This is a genomic window from Pseudomaricurvus sp. HS19 (assembly GCF_009857815.1).
Classification (GTDB): Bacteria; Pseudomonadota; Gammaproteobacteria; order Pseudomonadales; family Cellvibrionaceae; genus Pseudomaricurvus.
This window is the reverse complement of the sequence record NZ_WVVW01000003.1, coordinates 179779-197699: the sequence shown is the minus strand read 5'-3', so window position 1 is coordinate 197699 and position 17921 is coordinate 179779. Positions and strand designations below refer to the sequence as shown.

Annotated in this window: 16 protein-coding genes; 9 read left to right on the top strand and 7 right to left on the bottom strand. The window is 60.2% G+C overall.

Going from position 1 to position 17921, the window contains the following annotated elements; translation table 11 throughout:
- Positions 1-63 precede the first annotated feature (63 nt).
- Genes GSF27_RS11550 through GSF27_RS11540 form a run of 3 tightly spaced genes read right to left on the bottom strand, consistent with a single transcriptional unit; the run spans position 64 to position 4176 of the window.
- Positions 64-1086, bottom strand: a complete 1023-nt coding sequence (locus GSF27_RS11550) for an MBL fold metallo-hydrolase (protein WP_160969169.1) — start codon at positions 1084-1086, stop codon at positions 64-66.
- Entirely contained in the window at positions 1079-3484 is a 2406-nt protein-coding gene (locus GSF27_RS11545; RefSeq protein ID WP_160969167.1) for an arylsulfatase, read from the bottom strand. Before GSF27_RS11545 ends, GSF27_RS11550 begins: the two co-directional genes overlap by 8 nt.
- 41 nt (positions 3485-3525) lie before the next feature.
- Positions 3526-4176: a TetR/AcrR family transcriptional regulator gene (locus tag GSF27_RS11540; RefSeq protein WP_160969165.1), complete on the bottom strand. Its 651-nt coding sequence runs from the start codon at positions 4174-4176 to the stop codon at positions 3526-3528.
- Between the two features lie 250 nt (positions 4177-4426).
- Here GSF27_RS11540 and GSF27_RS11535 point away from each other — a divergent pair, with 250 nt between their 5' ends.
- The 4 genes from GSF27_RS11535 to GSF27_RS11520 all read left to right on the top strand — a co-directional run bounded on the left by GSF27_RS11535 (position 4427) and on the right by GSF27_RS11520 (position 8267).
- Positions 4427-6262 carry an SLC13 family permease gene (locus GSF27_RS11535; RefSeq protein WP_160969163.1) on the top strand — a complete coding sequence of 612 codons (1836 nt, stop codon included), beginning with the start codon at positions 4427-4429 and terminating at the stop codon, positions 6260-6262.
- Between the two features lie 105 nt (positions 6263-6367).
- The gene (locus GSF27_RS11530) at positions 6368-6580 is read left to right on the top strand and encodes a hypothetical protein (protein ID WP_160969161.1); all 213 of its coding nucleotides are present in this window, start codon (positions 6368-6370) and stop codon (positions 6578-6580) included.
- 90 nt (positions 6581-6670) lie between these two features.
- Positions 6671-7270, top strand: a complete 600-nt coding sequence (locus GSF27_RS11525; RefSeq protein ID WP_160969159.1) for a hypothetical protein — start codon at positions 6671-6673, stop codon at positions 7268-7270.
- Positions 7260-8267 (top strand): hypothetical protein, encoded by a 1008-nt coding sequence (locus tag GSF27_RS11520; protein ID WP_160969157.1) that lies wholly within the window; start codon positions 7260-7262, stop codon positions 8265-8267. The genes GSF27_RS11525 and GSF27_RS11520 overlap by 11 nt, the downstream gene beginning before the upstream one ends.
- 9 nt (positions 8268-8276) lie before the next feature.
- Here the strand turns inward: GSF27_RS11520 and tmpT are convergent, their stop codons facing one another.
- Positions 8277-8921 (bottom strand): thiopurine S-methyltransferase, encoded by a 645-nt coding sequence (gene tmpT / locus GSF27_RS11515; protein ID WP_160969155.1) that lies wholly within the window; start codon positions 8919-8921, stop codon positions 8277-8279.
- Between the two features lie 421 nt (positions 8922-9342).
- Here tmpT and GSF27_RS11510 point away from each other — a divergent pair, with 421 nt between their 5' ends.
- A complete protein-coding gene (locus GSF27_RS11510) occupies positions 9343-9972 on the top strand; it encodes a hypothetical protein (protein ID WP_160969153.1) in 630 nt (209 codons plus the stop codon).
- A gap of 86 nt (positions 9973-10058) precedes the next feature.
- Here the strand turns inward: GSF27_RS11510 and chrA are convergent, their stop codons facing one another.
- Positions 10059-11276, bottom strand: coding sequence for a chromate efflux transporter (gene chrA / locus GSF27_RS11505; protein ID WP_160969151.1), 1218 nt, complete (start codon positions 11274-11276; stop codon positions 10059-10061).
- A 163-nt stretch (positions 11277-11439) separates the two neighbouring features.
- Between chrA and GSF27_RS11500 the strand changes: the two genes are divergently transcribed.
- Both GSF27_RS11500 and GSF27_RS11495 read left to right on the top strand, forming a co-directional pair.
- On the top strand, positions 11440-11988 hold the full coding sequence (locus tag GSF27_RS11500) for a TetR/AcrR family transcriptional regulator (RefSeq protein ID WP_160969149.1): 549 nt from the start codon (positions 11440-11442) through the stop codon (positions 11986-11988).
- Between the two features lie 239 nt (positions 11989-12227).
- Entirely contained in the window at positions 12228-14258 is a 2031-nt protein-coding gene (locus GSF27_RS11495) for a molybdopterin-dependent oxidoreductase (protein ID WP_160969147.1), read from the top strand.
- Positions 14259-14327: 69 nt separating this feature from the next.
- Here GSF27_RS11495 and GSF27_RS11490 read toward each other — a convergent pair whose 3' ends face one another.
- Entirely contained in the window at positions 14328-14678 is a 351-nt protein-coding gene (locus tag GSF27_RS11490) for an EthD domain-containing protein (RefSeq protein WP_160969145.1), read from the bottom strand.
- 322 nt (positions 14679-15000) lie between these two features.
- Between GSF27_RS11490 and GSF27_RS11485 the strand changes: the two genes are divergently transcribed.
- Together GSF27_RS11485 and eutC are read left to right on the top strand one after the other, a co-directional pair.
- Positions 15001-16413 carry an ethanolamine ammonia-lyase subunit EutB gene (locus GSF27_RS11485; protein WP_160969143.1) on the top strand — a complete coding sequence of 471 codons (1413 nt, stop codon included), beginning with the start codon at positions 15001-15003 and terminating at the stop codon, positions 16411-16413.
- A 2-nt stretch (positions 16414-16415) separates the two neighbouring features.
- Positions 16416-17225 (top strand): ethanolamine ammonia-lyase subunit EutC, encoded by an 810-nt coding sequence (eutC, locus tag GSF27_RS11480; protein ID WP_160969141.1) that lies wholly within the window; start codon positions 16416-16418, stop codon positions 17223-17225.
- On the opposite strand, the gene GSF27_RS11475 is transcribed toward eutC, so the two are convergent.
- The gene (locus tag GSF27_RS11475) at positions 17222-17917 is read right to left on the bottom strand and encodes a 4'-phosphopantetheinyl transferase superfamily protein (RefSeq protein ID WP_160969139.1); all 696 of its coding nucleotides are present in this window, start codon (positions 17915-17917) and stop codon (positions 17222-17224) included. The genes eutC and GSF27_RS11475 overlap by 4 nt on opposite strands.
- Between the last annotated feature and the right edge of the window lie 4 nt (positions 17918-17921).

Below are 17921 nucleotides of genomic sequence, written 5' to 3'. Positions count from 1 at the left end.
GTGACAAAAAACCGGCAGCTGCAATCCGAAAGGTGGCTGCGGCTGCCGGCAGACAATCGGGCCTCAGTAGCGCCCCAAATCCTGCGCCACTACCACCTTGCCGGTGTAGTGCAGAGAAACGCCGTCGATATAGGCCGAATCCGGATCGCTCTTGCGCCCCGGCATGACGTGGGTCAGCACCACTTCGCCCACACCCGCGGCTTTGGCCAGCTTGCCCACCTCTTCCGGCACGGTGTGGTACTGCGCTGACTTGGTCATCAGCTTGTCCATAAGAAAGTCCGGCAACGCTGCCATCAGGCCGTGCGAGCGGATATTGTCCGCCATCAACTCACTGCTCATCACTTCGTGCACCAACAGGTCTGCACCTTTGGTGAACTCTACCAGCGACTGGCAGGGACCGGTGTCACCACTGAAGACGACTGTGCGTGTGGCGGTCTCGAAGCGGAAGGCGTAACTCTTCTCTTCGCCATGCGCACGCTTGATCGGCTCGTCATGGTGGTAATGACAGTTTTCCACTGCCGACACCACCACGTTTTTATCTTTGTAGATCACTTTTGCCGCTGGCGCGTCGCCGATATTGTGTACTTCGATATCCCCCTCAAACGAGCCGAAGCGGGGCAGCGGGGAGTCTTCACTGCGGATGGCCGCATTCACGGAGTAGGACTCCAGGAAGCCGTCCACCACCTCCTGCGTGCCGGCCGGCCCAAACACATCAAAGTCATCGCGGTTGTTGAGCGACCAGCTCAGGCCCATGAGGGTGCCGAGATCGGCGTTGTGGTCATCGTGATTGTGGGAGATAAAGATCTTCTTTACCCCCTCAACCGCAATGTCCGCCGCCGCCAGCTGACGGGCCACGCCATTGCCCGCATCCACCAGATAGGTGACGCCATTTACCTGCAGCGCGTGGGCCGGTTGGGCACGGTAAGGGTTAGGCTGCGGGCCGCCCTGGGTGCCCAGGGCGATGACCACCGCATCGGCTGCAGTGTTGGCGTCCGCGGCGCACAGCGCCGCAGGCATCAGCAAGCTGGAAGCCAGCAGGGGCAGAACCCACCGCCGGCGTGATTGTTTAATACAGGACTCAGTCATCACTTAATAACTCTTTAGCTTTGTTGCCCAGCATCTGCATCATCATCTTCGCCTTCGCCAGTCCCTTGGGCATGAAGTCGAACACCACATTGCGAATGGTGCCGGGGAAGGGGGTTTCCGCCGTGTAGTCATCGGTCAGCGCCTTGCCATCGTCACGGCCGATATCGAAGGTTTCGGACGAGGACATGGTGGCCGGCATGGCAAACTGCACGGTCTCGTTCAGCAGTTCGTTGCCGTTGCTGCTCAGGGTCACGGTGATATTGCGCACCGCCAGAGGCTCGATATGGGCCTGGGAACCGCCGCCCAGATCCAGCGTCATCTCCAGCTGGTTGTCGCCTTTCGATAACGCCTTGCCGGTTACCTTCACCTCTTCGCCCATCAGGCCGCGAATAATAAAGGTGGGCTTGCCGTCCTTGAGGTAGAGCCCCATACCGCCCAGCGAACCGCCCATGGCGTAGATGGGACCGGTCTCGTTACCCTGCGGCAGGTTCACATCGGCGGTCATGGTGTGGTTCATGAACTTGATGGGCGGCGCGTTGAATTCCAGGGTACGTGCCACCGGGCGTGGGTAGACCCACTGGCCGCGACGTGTCTTGAAATCCTCGGTGATGATCTGGCGCATATAGACGCGGGTACCGCCACCACCGTCGATGGGGTTCACATGGAACTGCTCAGCCTGGGCCTCGAAAGCGGCGTCCAGTTCAGCCACCTTGTCCGGGTGCTGGTCAGCCAGGTTGATGGTCTCGGCCGGATCGGTTTTCAGGTTGTAGAGCGCCCAGGCGTTATCGACCGAAGCCGAGGTGGTGAGATCCCAGGTAGCGGTACGGTCGGAGGCGACGATTTTCCAGTCACCCTTCACCAGCGAGCGGTTGCCGTACATCTCGAAGTACTGGGCGCGGTCCGGAGTCTCTGCGGTTTTGGCAAAGGTGCCCACCAGGTTTTCGCCATCAAACGGAATCTGCGGCAGGTTGTTGACCATCTTCGCCGGCTCTACACCCGCCGCGGCCAGCACGGTGGGCGTGATATCGGCAATGTAGGCAAACTGCTCGCGCCACTCGCCGCGGGCTTTAATGCCCTCCGGCCAGGCGATCACCAGCGGTACGCGAATGCCACCTTCCCATGCGGTCTGCTTGTAGTAGTTGTAGGGGGTATTACCCGCCACCGCCCAGCCAAACACATAGTGCGGGAAGGTCTCGGGGCCGCCCCACTGGTCGATCCAGGCCAGGTTCTCTGCCACCGTCGGCACATGGGAGTTGGGGAAGCTGATCTCGTTCATCAAACCGTTGGGGCCGCCCTCGGCACTGGCGCCGTTGTCGGACGTAATAACCACAATGGTGTTGTCCAGCTCACCGCGCCGCTCCAGCTCATCCAGTACACGACCAAACTCGTGGTCCGCATAGGAGAGCGATGCCGCGAACACTTCCATCTGCCGGGCGTAGAGGCGTTTGGCATCTGCTGACAGGCTGTCCCAGGCCGGCATGTGTTCCGGACGCGGAGGCAGTTTGGTGTCAGCCGGCACTATGCCCAGGGCTTTCTGTTTGGCGAGGATCTCTTCCCGCACCGCATCCCAGCCCTTGTCGAAACGACCCTTGTATTTGGCGATCCAGTCCGCCGGCGCATGGTGCGGCGCGTGGGCGGTGCCAGTGGCCCAGTACATGTAGAACGGCGGTGTGGGCAGGCCGGAGCTGCGACCGTTGATGTAGTCGATGGCCTTGTCGGCCATGTCCTTGTTGAAGTGATAATTCTCCTGTTTGGGAATATCCACCGGGGCGATGTTTTCAAACAGCACCGGATCGAAGTTGTCGGTGTCGGCGGTCAGGAAACCGTAAAAACGATCAAAGCCCTGGCCCTGTGGCCAGTAGGTGAACGGGCCAGCGGCATTAAGGTCACTCAACGGGCCGTGATCCCATTTGCCGATGGCGAAGGTGCGGTAGCCGGCCTGGCGGAAGTTCTCCGCCGCAGTACCTGCATCCCGTGGCACCAGGGTGTTGTAGCCCGGCAGGCCCCGCGGGCCCATGGCGTGGCCACCCACGTTCACGGTGTGCGGGTTGCGCCCGGTCAGCAGTGAGGCGCGACTGGAAGAACAGACCGGGGTGGCGCGGAAGTTGGAGTAGGCCAGGCCATTGGCGGCGACGCGATCAATATTGGGGGTTTCTACCAGGCCACCATAGGCGGAGACCTGGGCGAAGCCCACATCGTCCATCAGCCATACCAGCACATTGGGGGCATCGGCCTCGGCGGTCACCCGCTCGGGGCGGGTGCCGGGAATGGATTTGGCCAGGTCATCGGCAGAGACCGCCAGGTCCAGGGCCAGCGCCTGCTGGGCGCTGAACGTGCCGGCAAACAGCAAGGCCAGCAGGGCGGCAGGCCGCCCCATGCGCATGGGTTTACTCATCATCGTGAACATTCTCCGGTGAATATTATTGTTGTCGGTGTTGATTATCGGGGAGCCAGCAGCGCTGCCGCCGCCATCCGCAAGGTATCCGCAAACAGCGGCGCACCATCCACGGCAGCGGGCGCCTGATCGATCATCTTCAGTGCGCCGGTCACCATGACGGTGTTCATCAGCATGCGGGTATCGAACAGGGGTTTGAGAGCATCGGGCATGGCCGCCTGCAGGCGTTCACCCAGTTCGTTGGTAGTGGGGTAATCACTGCTCACCGCCAGGCGAATATCGCCAACGGTGGAGTACATCAGCATGGACATAAAGCCTGCGTAGCTGTGCTGGCCTGTCTCATTGACCTGCTCAAACAGTGGTAACCAGATGGCCCGCAGCAGGGTGAGAGGATCATTGCCGTTGCCGGCGCCCAGGGCCTCCTGCAGCAACTCGCGGCGCCGGGCATCTATGGCCGGCAGGCGGTAGTGAAAGATGGCTTCCACCAGCGCCTCCTTGCTGCCGAAGTGGTAGGCCACCACGCTGGTATTGGAAGAACCAATGGCCGCACCGATCTGTCGCAGGGACACCCCCTCGATACCGGATTGGGCAAAGAGGGTCTCTGCGGCCTCCATAATGGCGATGCGGGTGGCCTCCTTACGGGGGTCATTGCGGGTGCGGGATTTGCCCGGCGCCGGGGCATTGGCTTTGCTCATGAGCAGTGAATTCCGGAGTGGCAGCTGGCTCGCAGTGTAGTGCCCGCCATTTAAATAACGCAAGTGCTTTATTTAAATTTACCGTAGCAGTTACCGGTGCAGAAAGCCCGGCCAGGAGCCCCTCCCAAACCCGAAAACCCCCGCCACCCGTGGCCTTCGGCCCGGCCCGCGTGGCGCGAAGGGCCTTGTTACGCTACAATGCGCGCCCTGATTTACCTTCCCCGATGTAACCCCCGCAGGAATTTTCCTCATGCTGACCGGCGATACGGTTTTTGTTTATGCGTTGATTGTGGTGGCCGGTGCGCTGATGGCCAGCAACCGTGTGCGCTTCGATATTGTCGCCATCCTGGTGGTGATCACCCTCAGCCTGAGCGGCATTCTCACCGTCAACGAAGCCATCTCCGGCTTTGGCAGCCCGGTGGTGGCGCTGGTGGCAGGCCTGCTGGTGCTGGGGGAGATGCTGTCGCGCACGGGCGTAGCCCGCGTGGTGGGTGACTGGGTGATGAAGCAGGGGGGCAGCAGCGAGACACGCCTGCTGGCGCTGGTGATGGGCTGTGCAGCCCTGCTGGGTTCGGTAATGAGTTCCACGGTGGTGGTGGCACTGTTTATACCGGTGGTGCTGCGCATTTCCGCCCAGACCCGGCTGAACTCCAAGCGTATGCTGATCCCGCTCTCCTACGCCTCGCTGATCTCCGGCATGCTGACCCTGATTGCCACCACCCCCAATATCGTGGTGCACGAGGCCCTCAAGTCCGCCGGTTTTGACGGTTTCAACTTCTTCAGTTTTACCCCGGTTGGGCTTGCCGTGCTGGTGGTTTGCATCCTCTACATCCTGTTGGTGGGCCGCCATATCCTCGGCGACAAGATCAGTGCCGCCACACAGAAGAAGGACGCCCGCTCGGTGGAGGAGCTGTGGATGGACCACAGCCCCGGCAGCACCTATCGCAAGCTGCGCATGGTGCCCGGTTCGCCCCTGCTGGACATGACCCTGGCCGACGCCCAGCTGGAGAGCAAATACACCGTGCGGGTAGTGGGTGTGCTGCGGGAGACCAGCCGCGGCAAACAGCGCATTACCTCACCCGCTTCCAGTTTTGAGCTGAGTCTCGGCACCTCCATTATCGTGGTCGGCAAGCCCCACGACATCGACCGCCTGCAGGAGGATCATCAGCTGGTGGAGGTGCCCCATAACTGGAGTGACCGCCAGCGCTGGCTGTGGGACATCAGCGGTGCCACCGTACTGATCCACCCGGATTCCCAACTGCTGGGCAAGTCCCTGCGCGAGTGTGAGTTCCGCTCCAGCTACGGTGTGCACGTGCTGGGCCTGCGCCGCAACTTCAAGGCCGTGGAGAATTTCGAGGATATCAGCCTGCAACCGGCGGACAGCATGTTTGTGGTGGGCGCCTGGTCAAAGATCCAGCAACTGACACAGAAGCCCCACGATTTTGTGGTCACCGAATTCCCCAGCGAACACGCCGATGTGGTGCCCTCCTACGATCGCATGGGCACCTCGCTGCTGATCCTCGGCGCCATGGTGCTGCTCACCATGTTCAACATCGTGCCCCTGATCCCGGCGGTGATGCTGGCGTCGCTGGCAGCCATCTTTACCCGCTGCCTGACCATGGAGGAGGCCTACCGCTCCATCAGCTGGAGCAGCCTGGTACTGCTGGCGGGCATGCTGCCGCTGGCGCAGGCGCTGGACAAGACCGGCGGAACCCAGATCATCGCCGACGCACTAATGAACCTCTCCGCCAGCTCCGGCCCCTACATGCTGATGACGCTGCTGTTCTTCCTTACCGCCAGTATCGGCCTGGTGCTCTCCAATACCGCAGCGGCGGTATTGGTGTCGCCCATTGCCATCTACGCAGCCACGGCGGCGGGTCTGTCCCCCTTCCCGTTTGCGGTAGCGGTGTTGATTGCCGCCTCTTCCTCCTTCTCCACCCCGGTGGCCACACCGGTGGTGACCCTGGTGGTGGAACCCGGCCGCTATGTGTTTACCGATTTCGTCAAAACCGGCCTGCCGCTACTGTTCCTGACGTACCTGACTACCTTGGCTGTGGCACCGCTGCTGTTCCCTTTCCAGCCTTAACCCGCCTCCGGCGAGCCGCCGTTGCCCAAACACAACGGCGACTCGCGCACGGCGATTGACCCTCTATACTGAAAGCTACCTGCTTGAAGGACTATCGGAGGGTCTATGCAACCACAAAATCAAACCGACCATATTGCCTACCTGTCGCTGATGATGGTGGGGGTACTCACCAAACGTATGAAGGAGCTGGGACAGTTGGATAGCGATACCGCCAGCCACCTGCACAAACTGGTGAAAAGCGTGCGCACCCACGCCGCCAGTTCCGGCGTTGACGACCTCAACACCCTGTTCGACAACATTGATAAAAGCCTTGGCTGACCACTGACCCCATCCCGATCACTGCAACTGCGGTCGGCTGCAGGCTGACAGTGCTCGGGTTCCCCACCCGGCTTACTGGAGACTGTGTTCATGGATGATCCCGTCGTTCTGAGGATGATTGAGCGCATCATCGGTGTACTGATTGCCGGCATGGCTATCTTTCTCGGTTACCGGCTCTTCTTTCATCTGCCATTCCAGAACGACGGCAAGGGCAAAATCGAATTGCCGGGCGTCAAGGTGGTGCTCTCCCGGGTAGGGCCCGGGGTTTTCTTTGCGGCCTTCGGCAGCATCATTCTCTACTACTCGCTAACCTCCACTGTGTCGGTTAGTGCTCCCGGTACCATTGAACAGGCCAGCACCCCTGGCGGTGATGTTTTCCACGGTTTCACCGGCATGGGCACCCGCCCCGAAAACATCACCCCACAACAACGCGGCAAAGCCCTTAACAGCATCTGGATGCTGAACTGCGCCCAGCGCCTGGTTGGTACAGATGCGGCCGCTGCAGAATTATCCGACCAGCTGACACTGGCCATCACTGATGCCAAGCGCAGCCTGATGCTGTCGGTATGGAATGAGCAGGAGTGGGGGCCTGTGTGGCAGTTGGGCAACGCCGGCCCTGCCGATGACGCACCATTGGAGCTGCGCTCAGTGTTCAACTCCATCCATGGCAGCTGTCCCGATGACAAGTGACTGGCACATCCCACTGCTGCTTACCTGCCTGATCACACTCTGCTGCAGCACTGTGCAGGCCCGCGACTACCGGACACTGTATGCCGACAGCGACCTGAAGCGCTATAACCTGGTGTACTCGCCCAATATCCGCGCCGTGCTGTTTGAGGATATGGCGGCCTACCTGCTCGCCGATGAGTTAGCGACGCTGCAACGGGTGCAACTGCTGCAACCCTGGGACCGGCGCGTGGACCCCTTTGAATTTTCTGCCAACGCCGGTAACGGTTTACTGCTGATCCCCACCATGTCGGTGCGTTTTATGGATGAGATGGCAATTGCCACGGCCTGGCTGGAGCGCTTCCAGTGCAACAAGGAAGCGGTATTCGACTATGTGGCAGCCATGGACTACAGCGATATCGACCTGCCCGCCATGCTCCCGGCCCTGAATATCCCGGGCAACGCCTATGAGCTGGACAGCTACGTGGATGACGTATCCCAGAAAGCGCTTAAATCGGCGCTGGCGTTTATCCTGCTACACGAGCTCGGACACGTGCACCACCGCCACCAACCCTACGACAGGATCGACGCCGCCACGGCGCAGCAACAGGAAGCGCAGGCGGATCAATTTGCCATGCGGGTACTGCGCCGTATGCAACTGCCCCCGTTGGGCATGGTGATCTGGTTTACCGCAGTCAGTATCCGCGACCCCCATGTGCCCGGCTCGCCGGGACAGACACACCCGCTGAGCGGTGAACGACTGAGCGCCATCGCCAATGCGATGCGCTCACGCCCCGAAGACTTTATTGAGCCGGCCAATCGCGGCAAGGTCACCGTGCAATCCATCCGCGGTGCCGCGGAACAAATAGACGCCATCGGTGTGTATCTGTCTGATCCGTACCTGCGCGGTTTCCTGCGCGAACGAGGCAGACTGGTAACCCCGGAGCTGCTCGCCGGGGCCTGCTCGACGGATGAGCACAACAAGGCCTGGGCAGACCATCTTGGCAAGGCGATCAAGTAACGCAACCTGTTAGTCGTTTTGCCATACCAGCTGCCAGGCAATTTCCCGCGCGCCGACATCTCCCCTTGGACCACCGCTGACCGCAACACTGTCCAGACAAATCAAACCGTATTGAGCGCCATACAGTCGCTGCACCTCGGCTTCCGGCACGGAGAAGGGTGGCCCGGCCAACAACGACTGCTCGTAATCAAACGTCACCAGCAATTGCGGCACAGCACGGCACAACTGCATCATTTTTTCCGCATAGCGCCGGCGTATCTCCGCTGGTAATGCCACCAGCGCCGCGCGATCGTAGACCAGATCAACAGTTCCCAACAACGCGGGCGTCAGGGCAAAGAAATCACCGACAAACACTTCGATACCCGCGCCGCTGAAGCGCTGCAATTCACCGCACACCGTAATTTCCGGTGTAACATCCAGAGCGTCAAAAAACTGCGCCACTGCCGACGGCACCAGTTCAATACCCACCACCTGAAAACCCTGGTCACGCAGCCACACCATATCCAGTGATTTGCCGCACAGAGGAACAAAGACTCGACTACCTGCAACAAGATTTAATTCCTGCAGGTGCGCGGCCAGAAACGGATTGACCACACTCTGGTGAAAACCCAGCTCACCCTTGTCCCACTTTTGCATCCAGAAATCGGCTTCCATACTACCTCCAACCCTGCATTTGAAAAATGAACACACTACACCTTTCACTGACATCAGCGCAGCAGCCACGCAATTCACACCCGGCCACAATGAACACAATGAACACAATGAAAAAGACACCAGCGAATATTAAAGTTACTTTGTACGCAGGATTTTGCAGCAGACATGCACTACCCGAATCAACCTCTGACAGCGCCCCGCCCAACCTATCACCGCCTGTAATGGCACACAATTAAACACCCGCGCAATAATTATTTACCTTGCCAATCGACTCTGTATTATTCCCTCAACAGATCGACGCTACCTTAGATATTGCGCAACCGTGGCGGCATGTCCAAACGACTGTCAATCACGTCACACGTTCTTTTTCCGGTACTACAGCAATCACCTTAAGGAAACCTGCAGAATGAGGATCACACTGATGAAACCCGTTAACCAATATGGATTACAAGCGGTTGTTTGTGCATTACTTCTGGGGCTGCTTACCGCCTGCGATGCCAAACAGGAGGAAAAGGAAGATGGCTCCCTGACCATGAACGTGAGTGAAACCAGCGTCAGGGTTGAAGGCGTTCCCGGTGGTTCCACCACCATGACCGCCAAACTTTCCGCCACGGTAACTGCCATCGATTACGAGCAACGCACCGTGACTCTTGAGGACCGGGAGGGCCACCAGAAAACCGTCAGTATCGGTCCGGAAGCGGTAAATTTCGAACAGGTTGAGGTGGGCGACCATGTCGAGATCTCTTATAAGCAGGAGACCGTTATCTACCTCAACCCCATTGACGCTCCCACTGCCGACGGCGCTGCAGCAGTAGCCATCGACGCTCCCGAAGGCAGTAAACCGGCGTCCAGCATGACTGCTGTCGCTGAAGTCACCGCCGTTGTCACCGCCGTGGATCTGGAAAAGCACACCGTCACCCTGCAGTTCCCTGACGGTGAAGTGCAGACAGTGCCTGTACGCAAGGATGTTGAACTGCGAGAAGATCAGGTTGGACGGGAAGTGGTCATACAGGTATCCACTGCCATGGCGATCTCGGTCACCAAACTCTAGTTAACATTTCGCCGGACACATCTACGTTACACCTGCCTGCCTGACTCCTGTGACTCACCAACAGGAGTCAGGCAGACTACGCCCATTCAGAAGACCACTGCCCGCAGTACTGCAGCGGCCACACACCAGCCAACCACCCACAGCGGCGACAAACGCCATACCGCCAGTAAGGCAAAACCCACCAGCGCAATCAGCAAGTCACTCCAGTCCGCCACCCCCGAAGTGAATATAGGGTTGTACAGCGCCGCCGCCAGCAACCCCACCACCGCCGCATTGACGCCAGCCACGGCACCACTGAGTCGCTGACCGGAGGCGACCTGGTGCCACAAAGGCAACACCGCAGCCACCAGTAAAAAGCCGGGCAGGAACATAAACACCAGCGCCATGGCAGCGGTAGCTCCGGCTCCCGGTCCCGCCGGTATCAGAGAGCCAAGATAGGCGGAGAACGCAAACAGCGGTCCGGGCAGTGCCTGTGCCGCACCGTAGCCGGCGAGAAACTCGGCATCGCTCACCCAGCCACTCTCCACCACCGACTCCTGCAACAGCGGCAGCACCACATGACCACCACCAAACACCAGCGCACCGGCGCGATAGAAAGCATCTGCCACAGCAACACCACCGACCTCAGAAGACAGTGCCGCCACCAGTGAGAGCCCCACCAACAGCATTACAAACAGCGACAGCAGAATGCCACCCGCCTTGCGGCCATAGGCCGGCGCTACGACCGCTGTCTGCAGAGCGGGGGAGCCACGGCAAAACTGTCCGCCCACCACAGCTGCCAGGGCCACAGCCAGCAGCTGCCAGACCGCCGAGCCGCCCCACAACACCAGCACCGTCGCCGCTACCGCCAGCAATCGGCGTATCCAGTCACTGCACAGCTTTCGCCACATACCCAATACAGCATCCGCCACCACCGCGCAGGCCACCAGTTTCAGGCCGTGGATGATCGCCAGGTCAATGGAACCACTCAGGTAGGGCAGCAGCGCTGCAAAACCCAGCATGAGCATGACCGATGGCAGGGTAAAACCGGCGAACGCAGCCAACGCCCCGCGCCAGCCGGCACGTAACAAACCCAACACAAACCCCAGCTGGCTGCTGGCCGGCCCGGGCAGGAACTGGCACAGGGCCAACAGCTGGGCGTACTGACTTTCGCTGACCCAGCCGCGCTTTTGCACCAGCTCGCGGTGAAAATAACCGAGGTGCGCGATGGGACCGCCAAAGGAGGTGAGGCCCAGTTTCAGGAAGACCACAAACACATCCAGAGGACTGTGAGCGACCGGCGTTGGGGTGACATCTTTGTACATAGTAATTCTCTGCTGTCCCTGTGACCTGCTGCCTGCACATGTTGCAAACACCAAAACAACCCGCGGTAAAAACGGCTTAGCCTGCACGCCGACGATGACAGCCTGCGGACTGTTTACCGAATCGGGCAGTATGCTATGGTAATCGCCTCTATCCGAGGCCGCCATGACCCAGACTCCTGCCATCAAACCCCGCAACGCTGAAAAAACCAAGGCCCGTATTCTCGCCGCCGCCTTCGACCTGTTTGGTGAACATGGCTATGCCAAAACCGGCATCCGGGATATTGCCACGCGGGCAGAGGTGGCATCCTCGCTGATTGCCCGCCACTTCGGCAGCAAGGCCAACCTGTTTGAACAGAGCCTGATCCACGGCATTCACACTCACACCTTGTTTGTCGATGATAAACCAGGCTTCGGTAAACAGATGGCAAAGATGATGGTGAGCAAGGCCAACCCCAAACTGACCACCACCATCATGCTGGCCATTGCCGATCCCGAATCCAAGGCCATAGCCCGCAAGGTCACCCGCGAGCACATTATGGATCCGCTGGCGCAGTGGATTGGCCCTCCCAACGCCAAGGCCCGCGCCATCAGCATGCTGACACTGATGAACGGGTTTGTGTTGCAGACCAAATATCTGAGTGGGGACAAGGCGCCGCCAGCCGCAGTGGAGTGGCTGGCGCAGGCACTGCAGGATATTGTGGACAATCGTTGAAGTCAGGGCTTATCCGGGCCTGTCCCTTGTATATCCCGTCATCGTGTTACCCCCAAAAGATCGCCCGCGGGAGCGGGCTCCTACGTACTTGGATAATGCTGTAGGAGCCCGCTCCCGCGGGCGATCTTTTTCGATTCCACAGTTGCCCACCCCACCCGCCTGTGCCAACATGTGATCACCTGATCACTTAATAATTACTATAAAACAGCACATCAGAGATCCTGCAGAGGAGGGCGCCCATGGACAGCACAGCCACCGAACTCAAACACACCTACTGCAAGGTCTGCATGGTGCACTGCGGCCTGGAAGTGGAAGTGGCCGGCGACCAGATTCTCAAGGTACGGGGGGATCATTCCCACCCCCTGAGCGCCGGTTACACCTGTCCCAAGGGTCGCGCCATCGGCAAGCTGCACCACACCCCGGACGCCATTACCCAGCCGCTGATGCGCAAGGACGGTGAGCTGCAACCGGTGAGCTGGGATGAGGCGCTGGACGATATCGCCGCCCGCCTGCGGCACACTATCAACAGTCACGGCCCACGTGCGGTGGCACTGAATTTCGGCAGTGGCCTGGGGCTGGATTCCGCTGGCTACGCCATGGAAGAGGCACTGCACGCAGCGCTGGGTTACGGGCCGAAGTTTTCTCCCCTCACTATCGACGGTGTCGCCAAAGTGCTGGTAGCCGGCGCCGTGGGCGGCTTCCCCGGCCTCAACCCGAAAACCGATTACGACGAAGTCTCCATGCTGATCTATGTGGGTACCAACCCCATGGTGAGCCACGCCCACAACACCGGCATGTACAACCCGGCCCGGTGGATCCGCGCCGCCGCCGACCGCGGTGAAGTGTGGACCATCGACCCGCTGTTTACCGAGACCGCCAAATTCTCCAGCCGCCACATCGCCGCCTACCCGGGTAAGGACTACGCCATCCTCGCCTGGCTGGTGCGGGAGATTCTGGCCGACGGTCCTCTGCAACCGCGACAGCCGGTACAGGGTCTGGAGCAGTTGCGGGAATTGTTAAAGAACTATGACCTGCAAACAGCAGCCTCCATTGCCGGTGTCGACCCGATGGTAATGGAAGAGCTGTTGGCGGCCATTCGTCGTCAGGGTGGCAAGGTGGTGGTGGAGACCGGTACCGGCATCACCATGTCCAGCGGCTGTAACCTGACCCAGTGGTTTGGCTGGCTACTGATGATCCTTACCGGCGCCATGAACGCCCGCGGCGGCACCTGGTTTCACCCCGGCTTTCTTATCCCCTTCGACAGTTTCGAGTTGCCGGTGATGGATCCGTGGACGCCCGGCTCCAATGTGCGCCCTGAAGTGCCCGGCATTATCGGCGACTGGCCCTGTGCCGTGCTACCCGACGAGATAGACGCCGGGAACATTCGCGCCCTGTTCAATTTTGGTGGCCGCCTGTTGCGCAGTTTTCCCGACACCAATGAGCTCAGTCGCACCCTGCAGCAACTGGATCTGCATGTAATGCTGGAGATTGCCCACAACGAGACCACGGCCTTTGCCAGTCATGTGCTGCCCACCAAGGACGCGGTGGAGCGGGTGGAGTTCAGTCGCTGGGACACCCTCAACTGGAACCTGTCGTTGCAGTATTCGGCGCCGCTGGTGCCGCCCATGGGCGAGCGCCGCTCCGCCTGGTGGGTGATCGCAGAGGTCATGCGCCGCGCCGGGCTGCCGGTGGCGGAACATGTGCCGGCGGATGACAGGGAAGAGGGCGCTGACGAGCTGATGCTGCAGCAGCTGATGCAAACCGCACGCTGCAGTTTCGACGAACTGAAGAGCAACCGCTATGTGGAGCGGCCGCTGGAATTTCCCGCCCCCTGGGTGGACAAACACATTGAACGGCTGGGAGGCTGGAGGCTGTTGCCGGAGCGACTGGTACAGCAGTGGCAGGAGATGCTGTCGCAGGATCTGGATCAGTTGGGTAAACCCAAGCCACTCTGCTTTTCATCACGCCGGCAACGCCGGAAGTTCAACGCACAGCTGGATTTTCTCGGCGAGGAAGCCAATATTTTGCTGCACCCTGAAGATGCCCGGGCTTACAACCTTGAGGACGGCCAGGGCGTGAGGGTCAGCAATGACAGCGGCAGCATCCTGCTCACCGCCCGCCTCGATCCCGGCATGAAACGTGGCGTCACCTCCATCGCCCACGGCCACCTGCAGGGCAACGTCAATTGCCTCACCAGCAAGGCCGTGATCGACAACATCAGCGGCATGGCCTTCTACTCCGGGGTGCCGGTCGCCATCGAGCCCGCCTGATACGGCCCACCTGATTCTGCCCGCCTGGCTCTCCCCGTCTCACCTGGCCCTACCTGTGGGCCGCAGGCGTTATTCGTGTTCCACCACCGTGGCAATGCGGAATGAACTGCGGTCAAACAGGTTCTTCTCATCCGCAATAATCTCATCCGGCATCACACTGCTGGTGAGGTAGGCGAGGGCGCCTTTGTAAACCTCCTCGTTATCGAACCAGAGCTCGGTAATCACATCGAAGGGCGGGTCTTCCCAGACGCCGGTCTCCGGATGTACCTGCGGCTCGATAAATCGACGCAGGTAGCGGGCCACACCGCGGGAGTACTTCTGGCACAGCGGCGCATGGTGATTTTCGTAGTAGTCGCGAAAGGCCTCTGCCGACAGGTCGGCACGGCGCTTCATAAACAGCAGGATCTTGTAACAGGCCATGGCAGGATCTTTATGGTTATTGGTTGGCGGCAAAGGTTAACAACCCCGGACACCGGACAACAAGCAGCAGAACCGCCACCTTCTCGGGGACTCGATCCGGGATTCACCCCCAGGGGTCCGGCATCGGTGCTACAGTCAAGGGACCTGGCCTGAACGGGGCAACTGGCGCCTGCTTTTGGTGCAATCCCCCACCCATCACCACCGAAGCAGTCAAAATCCACCCCGAAAACCGGGGATAAGTGCGGAATTACTCACCAAAACCCACAGGTGCCCGGGAATTGCATGGTATTTGCGCTGATACCCAAGCTATGGACCCTGATGTATGAATAGTGCTTCACCGTTTCAGTTTCGCCACACCGTGGGCAGCCACACCTTCGGTTTCCGCGACCTGAAAGAGCTGATGGCCAAGGCCACTCCCGCCCGCTCCGGTGACCGCCTGGCGGGCGTCGCCGCCGAGTCCGCCGAGGAGCGGGTAGTGGCGCAAATGACATTGGCGGAAGTGCCGCTGCAGCAGTTCCTGCAGGACCTGCTGGTGCCCTACGAGTCCGACGAGATCACCCGCCTGATTATCGACGAGCATGACAAAACGGCCTTTGCCCCTATCGCTCACCTCACCGTGGGCGGCTTTCGCGACTGGCTGCTCAGCGACCTGGCCACTCCCGCCATACTCACCCAAATTCGCGCCGGCGTTACCCCCGAGATGGCCGCCGCAGTGAGCAAGCTGATGCGCAACCAGGACCTGATTCTGGTGGCAAAAAAATGCGAGGTGACCACCGCCTTTCGCAACACCATTGGCCTGCCCGGGCACCTGTCGACGCGCCTGCAACCCAACCACCCCACCGACGATCTGACCGGTATTGCCGCCAGCATTCTCGACGGCCTGCTCTACGCCAATGGCGACGCGGTGATTGGCATCAACCCCGCCACTGATAATGTGGCCCAGACCTGTCGCCTGCTGCACATGATGAGCGACGTCATCGAGCACTATCAGATTCCCACCCAATCCTGTGTGCTCACCCACGTCACCAACACCATTGAAGCCATCGACCAGGGCGCACCGGTGGACCTGGTGTTCCAGTCCATCGGCGGCACCCAGGCCACCAACGACAGCTTCGGCTTTAACCTCGCCACCCTTGCCGAAGCCCAGGCAGCGGCGCTGTCGCTGCAGCGCGGCAGCGTCGGCAACAACGTCATGTATTTTGAGACGGGGCAGGGCAGTGCACTCTCCGCCAACGCCCATCACGGTGTCGACCAGCAGACCTGTGAGGCGCGCGCCTACGCTGTGGCCCGCAAGTTCAGCCCCCTGTTAGTGAATACGGTGGTGGGCTTTATCGGTCCGGAATATCTCTACGATGGCAAGGAGATCACCCGCGCCGGACTGGAAGACCACTTCTGCGGCAAGCTGCTGGGCCTGCCCATGGGCTGCGATGTCTGTTACACCAACCACGCCGATGCCGACCAGAATGACATGGACAATCTGCTGACACTGTTGGGAGTGGCAGGCTGCACCTTCGTCATGGGCATTCCCGGCTCCGATGACATCATGCTCAACTACCAGACCACCTCCTTTCACGACGCCCTTTATGCCCGCCGTGTGCTGGGCCTGAAACCGGCGCCGGAGTTTGGCCTGTGGTTGCAGCAGATGGAGATCTTCCGCAACAGCGACCGGTTTGTGCTCAATCAACAGGTACCCGACGCCTTCAACCAACCACTGCAACGCCTTCTGGGAGCGTGACCATGACTGACGACGCCGTCACCGCCAACCCCTGGCTGCGCCTGCGCAGTTTTACCGACGCCCGCATCGGCCTCGGTCGCGCCGGTATCAGTATTCCCACACAGCCATTGCTGCAGTTTCAGCTCGCCCACGCCAAGGCCCGCGATGCTGTGCACACACCATTGAATGTGGATTCACTACTGCCGCTGCTGCAGTCCCTGCAACCCGGTCGACAAGTATTGCAACTGCACAGCCAGGCCAGTGACCGCGCCCTCTACCTGCAGCGACCGGATTACGGCCGATTGCTGGATGAGTCATCAGCTGACCGTCTGAACGACAGCCGTGTGACAAAAAAACCGGAGCTGGCCATCGTGATTGCCGACGGTTTGTCGGCTCTGGCCATCGAAGAAAATGTTGTGCCTTTCCTGCGACGACTGTTGCCGTTACTGACGGACGGTGACGACCCCTGGCAGTTGGCTCCGCTGTGCGTGGTGGAGCAGGGTCGCGTTGCCGTGGGTGATCATGTGGGTGAGTTGCTGCAGGCGGATTGTGTACTGATGCTGATCGGCGAGCGGCCAGGACTGAGTTCGCCGGACAGCACGGGGCTTTATCTCACCTGGAAACCCCGTCGCGGGCTCACCGATGCCAGCCGCAACTGCATTTCCAACATCCGGCCGGCGGGTTTGAGTTACAGCGACGCCTGCCGGCGCACGCTCTACCTGCTTAACGAAGCGCGGCGCCTGAAGTTGTCGGGCGTGCAACTGAAGGATCGCAGTGACGACCACAGCACTGCCGTCGCTGCAGAACAGCGCAACTTCCTCGTCAGTGATTAGTTGTTTACGGCAAACCTCTGCCACGACAGTGGCGGGGTCGCTGCCGCTTGCGGAGGCAGACCGCAACAGGTTGTCACGCTTGCGGGGCTGGCAGTGATTACCGCCACGCTGTAATCATCGCCAATTTCCGTGCGCAACCAGCTGTGGTTGGCGCAACCCATCGCGGACTGTTCAAAGGTGACAGCGGCCATGCCGCCGGAGAAAAGACTCTGGCGCCGGGTTTTCAGCCACGCCTCTTTCAGGGTCCACAACCGGTAAAACATCTGCAACTGGTCGTGCGCGACCCGGGTTTGCAGCTCGGTAATTTCCTGCGCATGAAACCAGCCTTCGGCCAGTGCTGCAAAATCCTGCCGCGGCTTGCAGAATTCGATATCCACACCACAGGGGCCTGAGTCGCTGAGCACGACAGCGATTAAATCGCGGCTGTGAGAGAGGGAAAAGTACCAGTCACCGGAATCGGCGATGGCAGGGGGCAGATCCTCCTGTTCGGTGATTTGCCACGTCTCCGGAGAACGACCGTTATCAACCACCTGGGAGAAAGCCGTACGCAACAGTGCACGACCTAAAAGGAACTGCTGCCGCCGACGCCCCTGGTAGCGCGCCAGCCGCAGCTGTTCCGATGCACCCAACAGTCCCGCCCAGTGACCGGCGTCCGCGGCAGCCTGCATTGACAGCAGAAAAAGGTGCGACACGCAG

What these genes read in the sequence shown, in the direction of transcription:
- eutC (WP_160969141.1), top strand. Translation starts at nt 16,416, where the DNA reads ATGACTGACGACGCCGTCACCGCCAACCCCTGGCTGCGCCTGCGCAGT.
- GSF27_RS11530 (WP_160969161.1), top strand. Translation starts at nt 6,368, where the DNA reads ATGCAACCACAAAATCAAACCGACCATATTGCCTACCTGTCGCTGATG.
- GSF27_RS11540 (WP_160969165.1), bottom strand. Translation starts at nt 4,176, where the DNA reads ATGAGCAAAGCCAATGCCCCGGCGCCGGGCAAATCCCGCACCCGCAAT.
- GSF27_RS11520 (WP_160969157.1), top strand. Translation starts at nt 7,260, where the DNA reads ATGACAAGTGACTGGCACATCCCACTGCTGCTTACCTGCCTGATCACA.
- GSF27_RS11485 (WP_160969143.1), top strand. Translation starts at nt 15,001, where the DNA reads ATGAATAGTGCTTCACCGTTTCAGTTTCGCCACACCGTGGGCAGCCAC.
- GSF27_RS11535 (WP_160969163.1), top strand. Translation starts at nt 4,427, where the DNA reads ATGCTGACCGGCGATACGGTTTTTGTTTATGCGTTGATTGTGGTGGCC.
- GSF27_RS11500 (WP_160969149.1), top strand. Translation starts at nt 11,440, where the DNA reads ATGACCCAGACTCCTGCCATCAAACCCCGCAACGCTGAAAAAACCAAG.
- GSF27_RS11545 (WP_160969167.1), bottom strand. Translation starts at nt 3,484, where the DNA reads ATGATGAGTAAACCCATGCGCATGGGGCGGCCTGCCGCCCTGCTGGCC.
- GSF27_RS11490 (WP_160969145.1), bottom strand. Translation starts at nt 14,678, where the DNA reads ATGGCCTGTTACAAGATCCTGCTGTTTATGAAGCGCCGTGCCGACCTG.
- GSF27_RS11525 (WP_160969159.1), top strand. Translation starts at nt 6,671, where the DNA reads ATGGATGATCCCGTCGTTCTGAGGATGATTGAGCGCATCATCGGTGTA.
- tmpT (WP_160969155.1), bottom strand. Translation starts at nt 8,921, where the DNA reads ATGGAAGCCGATTTCTGGATGCAAAAGTGGGACAAGGGTGAGCTGGGT.
- GSF27_RS11495 (WP_160969147.1), top strand. Translation starts at nt 12,228, where the DNA reads ATGGACAGCACAGCCACCGAACTCAAACACACCTACTGCAAGGTCTGC.
- GSF27_RS11510 (WP_160969153.1), top strand. Translation starts at nt 9,343, where the DNA reads ATGAAACCCGTTAACCAATATGGATTACAAGCGGTTGTTTGTGCATTA.
- chrA (WP_160969151.1), bottom strand. Translation starts at nt 11,276, where the DNA reads ATGTACAAAGATGTCACCCCAACGCCGGTCGCTCACAGTCCTCTGGAT.
- GSF27_RS11550 (WP_160969169.1), bottom strand. Translation starts at nt 1,086, where the DNA reads ATGACTGAGTCCTGTATTAAACAATCACGCCGGCGGTGGGTTCTGCCC.